This window comes from Streptomyces olivoverticillatus (assembly GCF_014203555.1).
Lineage (GTDB): Bacteria > Actinomycetota > Actinomycetes > Streptomycetales > Streptomycetaceae > Streptomyces > Streptomyces olivoverticillatus.
Map to the genome: position 1 here is coordinate 35,662 of NZ_JACHJH010000012.1, position 9,945 is coordinate 45,606.

The 9,945-nt window shown below is 69.6% G+C and carries 9 protein-coding genes; 7 read left to right on the forward strand and 2 right to left on the reverse strand.

Annotated features, from left to right (window positions below):
* Window positions 1–25 precede the first annotated feature (25 nt).
* From FHS39_RS24995 to FHS39_RS25010, 4 genes are read left to right on the forward strand one after another with little or no spacing between them, the layout of a single operon-like run.
* On the forward strand, window positions 26–2,245 hold the full coding sequence (locus FHS39_RS24995) for a polyribonucleotide nucleotidyltransferase (RefSeq protein ID WP_184351761.1): 2,220 nt from the start codon (window positions 26–28) through the stop codon (window positions 2,243–2,245).
* Window positions 2,242–3,621, forward strand: a complete 1,380-nt coding sequence (locus FHS39_RS25000; RefSeq protein ID WP_184351762.1) for an insulinase family protein — start codon at window positions 2,242–2,244, stop codon at window positions 3,619–3,621. The genes FHS39_RS24995 and FHS39_RS25000 overlap by 4 nt, the downstream gene beginning before the upstream one ends.
* Before the next feature lie 19 nt (window positions 3,622–3,640).
* Window positions 3,641–4,393, forward strand: coding sequence for a 4-hydroxy-tetrahydrodipicolinate reductase (gene dapB, locus FHS39_RS25005; protein WP_184351763.1), 753 nt, complete (start codon window positions 3,641–3,643; stop codon window positions 4,391–4,393).
* 5 nt (window positions 4,394–4,398) lie between these two features.
* Window positions 4,399–4,848 (forward strand): tetratricopeptide repeat protein, encoded by a 450-nt coding sequence (locus FHS39_RS25010; RefSeq protein ID WP_045934179.1) that lies wholly within the window; start codon window positions 4,399–4,401, stop codon window positions 4,846–4,848.
* Between the two features lie 10 nt (window positions 4,849–4,858).
* Here the strand turns inward: FHS39_RS25010 and FHS39_RS25015 are convergent, their stop codons facing one another.
* Both FHS39_RS25015 and FHS39_RS25020 read right to left on the reverse strand, forming a co-directional pair.
* Window positions 4,859–5,425 (reverse strand): hypothetical protein, encoded by a 567-nt coding sequence (locus tag FHS39_RS25015; RefSeq protein WP_184351764.1) that lies wholly within the window; start codon window positions 5,423–5,425, stop codon window positions 4,859–4,861.
* Window positions 5,426–5,498: 73 nt separating this feature from the next.
* Complete coding sequence (locus FHS39_RS25020) at window positions 5,499–5,741, reverse strand: hypothetical protein (protein WP_184351765.1); 243 nt, start codon at window positions 5,739–5,741, stop codon at window positions 5,499–5,501.
* A 228-nt stretch (window positions 5,742–5,969) separates the two neighbouring features.
* Here FHS39_RS25020 and thyX point away from each other — a divergent pair, with 228 nt between their 5' ends.
* The 3 genes from thyX to FHS39_RS25035 all read left to right on the forward strand — a co-directional run bounded on the left by thyX (window position 5,970) and on the right by FHS39_RS25035 (window position 9,646).
* Window positions 5,970–6,719: an FAD-dependent thymidylate synthase gene (gene thyX / locus FHS39_RS25025; RefSeq protein ID WP_184351766.1), complete on the forward strand. Its 750-nt coding sequence runs from the start codon at window positions 5,970–5,972 to the stop codon at window positions 6,717–6,719.
* A gap of 188 nt (window positions 6,720–6,907) precedes the next feature.
* A complete protein-coding gene (gene dapA / locus FHS39_RS25030; RefSeq protein WP_184351767.1) occupies window positions 6,908–7,807 on the forward strand; it encodes a 4-hydroxy-tetrahydrodipicolinate synthase in 900 nt (299 codons plus the stop codon).
* A 153-nt stretch (window positions 7,808–7,960) separates the two neighbouring features.
* Window positions 7,961–9,646 (forward strand): ribonuclease J, encoded by a 1,686-nt coding sequence (locus FHS39_RS25035; protein ID WP_045934174.1) that lies wholly within the window; start codon window positions 7,961–7,963, stop codon window positions 9,644–9,646.
* Window positions 9,647–9,945: the final 299 nt, after the last annotated feature.

The following is a 9,945-nucleotide window of genomic DNA, read 5'->3' on the forward strand; positions in this document are numbered from 1 at the left end:
AGACGCAGACGAGGAGATATTCCTGGTGGAGAACGAGACCCACTACGCCGAAGCCGTCATCGACAACGGCACCTTCGGCACCCGCACCATCCGCTTCGAGACGGGCCGCCTGGCCAAGCAGGCCGCCGGTTCCGCCGTGGCGTACCTGGACGACGACACCATGGTGATGTCGGCGACCACCGCTTCCAAGAAGCCCAAGGACCAGCTCGACTTCTTCCCCCTGACGGTGGACGTCGAGGAGCGGATGTACGCGGCCGGCAAGATCCCCGGCTCCTTCTTCCGCCGCGAGGGCCGGCCCTCCGAGGACGCTGTCCTCACCTGCCGCCTGATCGACCGCCCGCTGCGCCCCTCCTTCAAGAAGGGCCTGCGCAACGAGATCCAGATCGTCGAGACGGTCATGGCGCTCAACCCCGACCACCTCTACGACGTGGTCGCCATCAACGCCGCCTCCTGCTCCACGCAGCTCGCGGGCCTGCCCTTCTCCGGTCCGATCGGCGCCACCCGCGTCGCTCTGATCAAGGGCCAGTGGGTCGCGTTCCCGACGCACACCGAGCTCGAGGACGCCGTCTTCGACATGGTCGTGGCCGGCCGCGTCCTGGAGGACGGCGACGTCGCGATCATGATGGTCGAGGCCGAGGCCACCGAGAAGACCATCCAGCTGGTCAAGGACGGCGCCGACGCCCCCACCGAGGAGGTCGTCGCCGCCGGTCTCGAGGCCGCGAAGCCCTTCATCAAGGTGCTGTGCCGCGCCCAGTCCGAGCTCGCCGCCAAGGCCGCCAAGCCCGAGGGCGAGTTCCCGGTCTTCCTGGACTACCAGGACGACGTCCTGGCCGCCCTGACCAAGGCCGTCCGTGACGAGCTCGCGCAGGCGCTCACCATCGCCGGCAAGCAGGAGCGCGAGACCGAGATCGACCGCGTCAAGGAGATCGCCGCCGAGAAGCTGCTCCCGCAGTTCGAGGGCCGCGAGAAGGAGATCTCCGCCGCGTACCGCTCGCTGACGAAGTCCCTGGTCCGTGAGCGCGTCATCAAGGAGCGCAAGCGCATCGACGGCCGTGGCGTGACGGACATCCGTACGCTCGCCGCCGAGGTCGAGGCCATCCCGCGCGTGCACGGCTCGGCGCTGTTCGAGCGTGGCGAGACCCAGATCCTGGGCGTCACCACCCTCAACATGCTCCGCATGGAGCAGCAGCTGGACACCCTCTCCCCGGTGACCCGCAAGCGCTACATGCACAACTACAACTTCCCGCCGTACTCCGTCGGCGAGACCGGCCGCGTCGGTTCGCCGAAGCGCCGCGAGATCGGCCACGGCGCCCTGGCCGAGCGGGCCATCGTGCCCGTGCTGCCGACGCGCGAGGAGTTCCCGTACGCCATCCGCCAGGTCTCCGAGGCGCTCGGCTCCAACGGCTCGACCTCCATGGGCTCGGTCTGCGCCTCCACCATGTCGCTGCTGAACGCCGGTGTGCCCCTGAAGGCCCCCGTCGCCGGTATCGCCATGGGCCTGATCTCCGAGGAGATCGACGGCAAGACGCACTACGTCGCCCTCACCGACATCCTCGGTGCGGAGGACGCGTTCGGCGACATGGACTTCAAGGTCGCCGGTACGAAGGAGTTCGTCACCGCGCTCCAGCTCGACACCAAGCTGGACGGCATCCCGGCCTCCGTGCTGGCCGCGGCCCTCAAGCAGGCCCGCGACGCCCGTCTGCACATCCTCGATGTGATGCTGGAGGCCATCGACACGCCGGACGAGATGTCCCCGAACGCCCCGCGGATCATCACCGTCAAGATCCCCGTGGACAAGATCGGTGAGGTCATCGGCCCCAAGGGCAAGATGATCAACCAGATCCAGGAGGACACCGGCGCCGAGATCACGATCGAGGACGACGGCACCATCTACATCGGTGCCGCCGACGGCCCGGCCGCCGAGGCCGCCCGCGCCACGATCAACGGCATCGCCAACCCGACCATGCCGGAGGTCGGCGAGCGCTACCTGGGTACGGTCGTCAAGACCACCACCTTCGGTGCCTTCGTCTCCCTCATGCCGGGCAAGGACGGCCTGCTGCACATCTCGCAGATCCGCAAGCTGGCCGGCGGCAAGCGCGTGGAGAACGTCGAGGACGTGCTCGGCGTGGGCGCCAAGGTCCAGGTCGAGATCGCCGAGATCGACCAGCGCGGCAAGCTCTCCCTGATCCCCGTGATCGAGGGCGAGGACGGCGACGAGGCTGCTAAGGACGAGTCCGCCAAGTGACGTCCCGTAGTACACGGAAGACGGCCCGCCCCTCCTCGGAGGGGCGGGCCGTCGCCCGTACCCAAACGCTCCTCAAGGGCGAGAACGGCATCGGCACGGTCCGCCGCACCACCCTCCCGGGCGGCCTGCGCATCGTCACCGAGACCCTGCCGTCCGTCCGCTCCGCGACCTTCGGCATCTGGGTCGGCGTCGGCTCGCGCGACGAGACACCCACGCTCAACGGCGCCACGCACTACCTGGAGCACCTGCTCTTCAAGGGCACGGCCAAGCGCAGCGCGCTCGACATCTCCGCCGCCCTCGACGCGGTCGGCGGCGAGATGAACGCCTTCACGGCGAAGGAGTACACCTGCTACTACGCACGTGTCCTCGACACCGATCTGCCGCTGGCCATCGACGTCGTCTGTGACATGCTCACCGGCTCGCTGATCGACCCCGCCGACGTCGACGCCGAGCGTGGCGTGATCCTCGAAGAGATCGCCATGACCGAGGACGACCCCGGCGACTGTGTGCACGACCTGTTCGCGCACACCATGCTGGGCGACACCCCCCTCGGCCGCCCGGTCCTGGGCACCGTCGACACCATCAACGCCCTCACCCGCGACCAGATCGCCCGCTTCTACAAGAAGCACTACGACCCGACCCACCTGGTCGTGGCCGCCGCGGGCAACGTCGACCACGCCAAGGTCGTCCGCCAGGTCCGCGCCGCCTTCGAGAAGGCCGGCGCCCTCGGCGCCGCCGACGCGCAGCCCATCGCCCCGCGCTCGGGCACCAAGGCGATCCGCGCCGCGGGCCGCGTCGAGCTGCTGGGCCGCAAGACCGAGCAGGCGCACGTCGTCCTCGGCATGCCGGGCCTGGCCCGCACCGACGAGCGCCGCTGGGCGCTCGGCGTGCTCAACACCGCCCTCGGCGGCGGCATGAGCTCCCGGCTCTTCCAGGAGGTGCGGGAGAAGCGCGGCCTCGCCTACTCCGTCTACTCCTACACCTCGGGCTTCGCCGACTGCGGCCTCTTCGGCGTCTACGCCGGCTGCCGTCCCAGCCAGGTGCACGACGTGCTGCGCATCTGCCGCGACGAGCTGGACCGCGTCGCGGCCGAGGGACTGTCGGACGAGGAGATCGGCCGCGCCATCGGCCAGCTCTCCGGCTCCACCGTCCTGGGCCTGGAGGACACCGGCGCGCTGATGAACCGCATCGGCAAGAGCGAGCTGTGCTGGGGCGACCAGATGTCCGTCGACGACATGCTGGCCCGCATAGCGGCGGTCACCCCGGACGAGATCCGCGAAGTGGCCCGCGATGTACTGGGGCAGCGTCCTTCGCTCTCCGTCATCGGTCCGCTGAAGGACAAGCAGGCCGCCCGCCTGCACGAAGCCGTTTCTTGATCAAGGGGAAGCAGGAACGATGAGCAAGCTGCGCGTGGCGGTCGTCGGCGCCAAGGGCCGGATCGGCTCCGAGGCCGTACGAGCCGTGGAGGCCGCCGAGGACATGGAGCTGGTGGCCGCGCTCGGCCGGGGCGACAAGCTGGACGCCCTCACCGAGGCGGGCGCCCAGGTCGTGGTCGAGCTGACCCACCCGGACTCGGTGATGGACAACCTCGAGTTCTGCATTGCCAACGGCATCCACGGCGTCGTCGGCACCACCGGCTGGACCGAGGACCGCCTCGCCCGGCTCGACACCTGGCTGGCCGCCGCGCCGCAGGTCGGCGTGCTCATCGCCCCGAACTTCTCCATCGGCGCGGTCCTGACCATGGCCTTCGCCCAGCGGGCGGCACGGTTCTTCGAGTCCGTCGAGGTCGTCGAGCTGCACCACCCGGGCAAGGCGGACGCCCCGTCCGGCACCGCCACCCGCACCGCGCAGCTCATCGCCGCCGCGCGCCGCGAGGCCGGCTGCGCCCCGCAGCCCGATGCCACCACCACGGCCCTGGAGGGCGCGCGCGGCGCGGACGTCGACGGGGTGCCCGTGCACGCCGTGCGGCTGCGCGGCCTGCTCGCCCACCAGGAAGTGCTGTTCGGCGACACCGGCGAGACGCTCACCATCCGGCACGACTCGCTGCACCACAGCTGCTTCATGCCGGGCATCCTGCTCGGCGCGCGCCGCGTGGTGGACACCCCGGGGCTGACGTTCGGCCTGGAACACTTCCTGGATCTGGGCTGAGCGACATGCGCGCGAAGATCGTCTACTTTGCCCTGGCCGCCGTCCTGGTCGTCTACTTCGTCCTGGTCGGCAGCCGTGGCGTCATGCTCATCGAACAGGGCACCGTGATCACCGTCGCCTTCGGGGCGGCGGTGCTGGTCCTCCCGTTCATCGGCGCCTGGTTCCTCTACCAGACCACCAAGTTCGCCCGTGCCGCGGGCCGCCTGGCGCAGGAGCTGGAGGCCGAGGGCGGCCTGCCGGTCGACGAGCTCGTCCGTACGGCGAGCGGCCGGATCGACCGGGACTCGGCGGACGCCGTCTTCGAACGCCGCCGGGCCGAGACGGAGCAGGCCCCCGACGACTGGCGTTCCTGGTTCCGCCTGGCGGTCGCCTACCACGACGCCCGCGACACCCCCCGGGCCCGCAAGGCCATGCAGCGGGCCATCGCCCTGCACGGGGGCCCCTCACCGCGCTAGCGGGGCGGCCCTACGGCCGGGGACCCTTGAACTCCTCGACCCAGTCGGCGACGGCGTCCACCGCCGTGCCGAAGGCCCGCGGGCGGCCCAGGAAGTCGGCGCCCTGGTCGGTGACCAGGGCGGGCAGCGGCTCGCCCGCAGCCCGGTGCACCACCAGCGCCCGGCCCGGCACCCTCCGCAGCCCCAGACGCCGCACCGGCTGCTCCACCACGCGTACGTCCACGACGTCGGCCCAGGCCACGGTCGTGGCCGACAGCAGCCGGACCTGCTGCAGGCCCGCCTCGCTCACCCAGATACCGCTGCGCACCAGCCGGGCCGCGAGGGCTATCAGCACAGCGGCCGCGGCGATGCATATCCCGGCCACCGGAAGCGATCCGGCGGCGACCGCGATCACGGCGGAGAGCAGGGCCGCGGCGGCCGGCAGAAGCAGCAACGCCGCGCCACCCACCCGCCAAGGACCCGGCCGGTACGGGCGCCGTCGACGTTCACGGCTCTCGTACAGGTCCTCGGTGGGCAGGGGCGCGGCGGTCGCGAGGTTGTCGCCGTCGCGGTCGGCTGTCAGGAAGGGCAGGGGCACGACGGTTCCTCACTCAGAAGCACACTCGAATGGCTGTGCCGGGTGAGGCTACCTGCTGCCTGCGAACCCTTGATCAGTGACCGTCTTTGGCTTCCGACTGCTGGGTGTGGTGCGGATCCTGCGGACCGGACTGCAAGGACGGCATCCCGAACAGCAGCGCGCCGACCAACCCCGCCGTGACCGTCAACCCCACGAGCACCCGGCCGGCTATCTCGGAACGGCTGGCGCGATCTCGGGGCGGCGGCGTGACGTTGCTGCGGTAGCGCTCGGCCTCGGCGACGAAGGCGAACGGTACGGGCTCTCGCCGGCGGAACATGAAGGGCTCTCCTAGGAACCTCGAAGCGGGCTGTCACACAGAAAGACGCACGAATCCCTCAGGAGGTGCCCGGTTTCTCTGAACTTCTGTGAAAAATATCAACTGGCGTGCCGGGCCGAGTCATGGCATGGGGTGCGGCGGGGGAGCGCGGGGCGATGGCGGCCGGGTGTCAGTGGCGGCCCGTAGGCTGGACGCCTGCCCAGCAACGCACATGGAAGGACCCCGCCGGTGACCGAAACCTCCACCGAGGACGCCAAGGCCGCGAAGCCGACGTTCCGCAGCGACGTGACCGTCGAGCTGGTCAAGCACAGCGCGGCCGACTCCGACGTGTTGTGGGCGGCCCGCGTCTCCACGGCCGGCGAGCAGTCCCTGGAAGAGATCACCAAGGACCCCGAGCGGTCCAAGGGGCTCATCAACTACCTGATGCGCGACCGCCACGGCAGCCCCTTCGAGCACAACTCGATGACCTTCTTCATCAGCGCACCGATCTTCGTCTTCCGCGAGTTCATGCGCCACCGCGTGGGCTGGTCGTACAACGAGGAGTCCGGCCGCTACCGCGAGCTGGAGCCCGTCTTCTACGTGCCGGGGGAGTCCCGCAAGCTGGTCCAGGAGGGCCGGCCCGGCAAGTACGTCTTCGTCGAGGGCACCGAGGCGCAGCACGAGCTGACCGGCCGCGTCATGGAGAGCACCTACCGTGAGGCCTACGAGGCCTACCAGGAGATGCTGGCCGCGGGCGTCGCCCGTGAGGTGGCCCGCTCGGTGCTTCCCGTCGGCCTGTTCTCGTCCATGTACGCCACCTGCAACGCCCGCTCGCTGATGCACTTCCTGGGCCTGCGCACCCAGCACGAGCTGGCGGCCGTGCCGTCCTTCCCGCAGCGGGAGATCGAGATGGTCGGCGAGAAGATGGAGGCGGAGTGGGCCAAGCTGATGCCGCTCACCTACGCCGCGTTCAACAAGAACGGCCGCGTCGCGCCGTAACGCGCTGTGCGACGGACCGTCGCACGGACCAGCGAGGAAGGTGTCCGGATTGCGGCGTTTCGACACCTTCATCTAGGCTGAAAAAACGGACCCGGCACTGCTTGAACCCCCGAGCAGGCAGTGCCGGGATCCCTTTACGCACTCCCCGAGGGAGCACCTCACGGTGAGCAACGAGTAGCGTGGCCCCCATGGCTCCGACCTCCACACCGCAGACACCCTTCGGGCGGGTCCTGACCGCCATGGTCACGCCCTTCACGACCGAGGGCGCCCTCGACCTCGAAGGCGCCCAGCGGCTCGCCGTCCACCTGGTGGACTCAGGCAACGACGGCCTCGTCGTCAACGGCACCACCGGTGAGTCGCCCACCACCAGCGATGCGGAGAAAGCCCAGCTGGTACGCGCCGTGGTCGAGGCGGTCGGCGACCGCGCCCACGTCGTTGCCGGAGCCGGCACCAACGACACCCGGCACAGCATCGAGCTGGCCCGCGCCGCCGAGCAGGCGGGCGCCCACGGCATCCTGGCCGTCACCCCGTACTACAACAAGCCCCCGCAGGAGGGCCTGCGCCGCCACTTCACGGCGATCGCGGACGCGACCGACCTGCCCGTGATGGTCTACGACATCCCCGGCCGCAGCGGCGTGGAGATCGAGACCGAGACGCTGGTCCGGCTGGCCGAGCACCCCCGCATCGTCGCCAACAAGGACGCCAAGGGCGACCTCTCCAGCGCGAGCTGGGCCATCGCCCGCTCCGGCCTCGCCTGGTACTCCGGCGACGACATGCTGAACCTGCCGCTGCTGTCCGTCGGCGCGGTCGGCTTCGTCTCCGTCGTCGGCCACTTCGTCGCCTCGGAGCTGCGCGCGCTCCTGGAGGCCTACCGCTCCGGCGACGTCACCAAGGCCACCGAGATCCACCAGCGGCTCCTCCCGGTCTTCACCGGCGTCTTCCGCACCCAGGGCGTGATCACCACCAAGGCCGGGCTCGCCCTCCAGGGCCTGCCCGCGGGCCCGCTGCGGCTGCCGCTGGTCGAGCTCACCGAACAGCAGGCCGAGCAGCTCAAGCGCGATCTCACCGCCGGCGGGGTACAGCTGTAGCACGCGCCCCGCGCACTCGACTTCACAACTGCATACCGGACAACTGAAGATCGACAACAACTCAAGACCGACAAAACAACTGCAAGTGCACAAATGTCGCGCGCGCCATGTGTTCCCGACGGGGCAGATGGCGCACGCGGTGAGGAGAGTCTTTTGAGCCACCCGCACCCTGAACTCGGTCCGCCGCCGAAGCTGCCCGAGGGCGGCCTGCGCATCACGCCGCTCGGCGGCCTGGGCGAGATCGGCCGCAACATGACGGTCTTCGAATACGGCGGCCGTCTGTTGATCGTCGACTGCGGAGTGCTCTTCCCCGAGGAGGAGCAGCCCGGAGTCGATCTGATCCTGCCCGACTTCACGTCCATCCGTGACCGCCTCGACGACATCGAGGGCATCGTGCTCACGCACGGTCACGAGGACCACATCGGCGGTGTCCCCTTCCTGCTCCGCGAGAAGCCGGACATCCCGCTGATCGGCTCCAAGCTGACCCTCGCCCTGATCGAGGCCAAGCTGCAGGAGCACCGCATCCGCCCGTACACGCTCGAGGTCGTCGAGGGCCACCGCGAGCGCATCGGCCCCTTCGACTGCGAGTTCGTGGCGGTCAACCACTCCATCCCGGACGCCCTGGCCGTCGCCATCCGCACTCCGGCCGGCATGGCCGTGCACACCGGCGACTTCAAGATGGATCAGCTGCCGCTGGACCGTCGCCTCACCGACCTCCCGGCCTTCGCGAAGCTCGGCGAGGAGGGCATCGACCTCCTCCTCGTGGACTCCACGAACGCCGAGGTCCCCGGCTTCGTCCCGCCCGAGCGCGACATCTCCAATGTGCTGCGCACGGTCTTCGCGGGTGCCCAGAAGCGCATCATCGTGGCCAGCTTCGCCAGCCACGTGCACCGCATCCAGCAGATCCTGGACGCCGCGCACGAGTATGGGCGCCGGGTGGCCTTCGTCGGCCGCTCGATGGTCCGCAACATGGGCATCGCCCGTGACCTGGGCTATCTGCGTGTCCCGGCCGGACTGGTCGTCGACGTCAAGACGCTGGACGACCTGCCGGACGACGAGGTCGTGCTCGTCTGCACGGGTTCCCAGGGCGAGCCGATGGCCGCGCTGTCGCGCATGGCCAACCGCGATCACCAGATCCGCATCGTCCAGGGCGACACCGTCATCCTGGCCTCGTCGCTCATCCCGGGCAACGAGAACGCGGTCTACCGCGTGATCAACGGCCTGACCCGCTGGGGCGCCAACGTCGTGCACAAGGGCAACGCCCGCGTGCACGTCTCGGGCCACGCCTCGGCAGGCGAGCTGCTGTACTTCTACAACATCTGCAAGCCGAAGAACCTGATGCCGGTGCACGGCGAGTGGCGCCACCTGCGGGCCAACGCCGAACTGGGCGCCCTGACGGGCATTCCCAAGAACCACATCGTCATCGCAGAGGACGGCGTGGTGGTCGACCTGGTCGACGGCCAGGCGAAGATCGTCGGCAAGGTGCAGGCCGGGTACGTCTACGTTGACGGCCTCTCGGTCGGCGACGTCACCGAGGCGTCGCTCAAGGATCGCCGCATCCTCGGCGACGAGGGCATCATCTCGGTCTTCGTGGTCGTCGACAGCACGACGGGCAAGGTCGTCAGCGGCCCGCAGATCCAGGCGCGGGGCTCCGGCATCGACGATGCGTCGTTCTCGGCCGTGATGCCGAAGATCGAGGAGGCCATTGCCAGGGCCGCAGCCGATGGCGTCGCCGAGCCGCACCAGCTCCAGCAGCTGGTCCGCCGGTCGGTGGGCAAGTGGGTGTCCGACAGCTACCGCCGCCGTCCGATGATCCTCCCCGTGGTCGTCGAGGTCTGACGCCACATCAGCCGACTGGGCGGCCGCCCCGGCGCCGATTTGCATCCGGGCGCGGCCGTCCAGTAGGTTTACGGCTCCACCGCAGCGGGAACGACCCCACGCTTGAGCGTGAGGCAGCGACCCGGAGGCGGAGGGAAATCCGGCTCAGAGAATTCTGATAAAGTCGGAACAGCCCACTCCAACGGGCACCGGAAACGAAATCCAGACCGGAAACGGAACGGAAAACGGATCTGGTAAGGTTGGAAACAACGAAGGGAAGCGCCCGGAGGAAAGCCCGAGAGGGTGAGTACAAAGGAAGC

Excerpts from the sequence above, each read along its gene's own strand:
- dapB (WP_184351763.1), top strand. The coding sequence starts at position 3,641 with ATGAGCAAGCTGCGCGTGGCGGTCGTCGGCGCCAAGGGCCGGATCGGC.
- FHS39_RS25010 (WP_045934179.1), top strand. The coding sequence starts at position 4,399 with ATGCGCGCGAAGATCGTCTACTTTGCCCTGGCCGCCGTCCTGGTCGTC.
- FHS39_RS25020 (WP_184351765.1), bottom strand. The coding sequence starts at position 5,741 with ATGTTCCGCCGGCGAGAGCCCGTACCGTTCGCCTTCGTCGCCGAGGCC.
- dapA (WP_184351767.1), top strand. The coding sequence starts at position 6,908 with ATGGCTCCGACCTCCACACCGCAGACACCCTTCGGGCGGGTCCTGACC.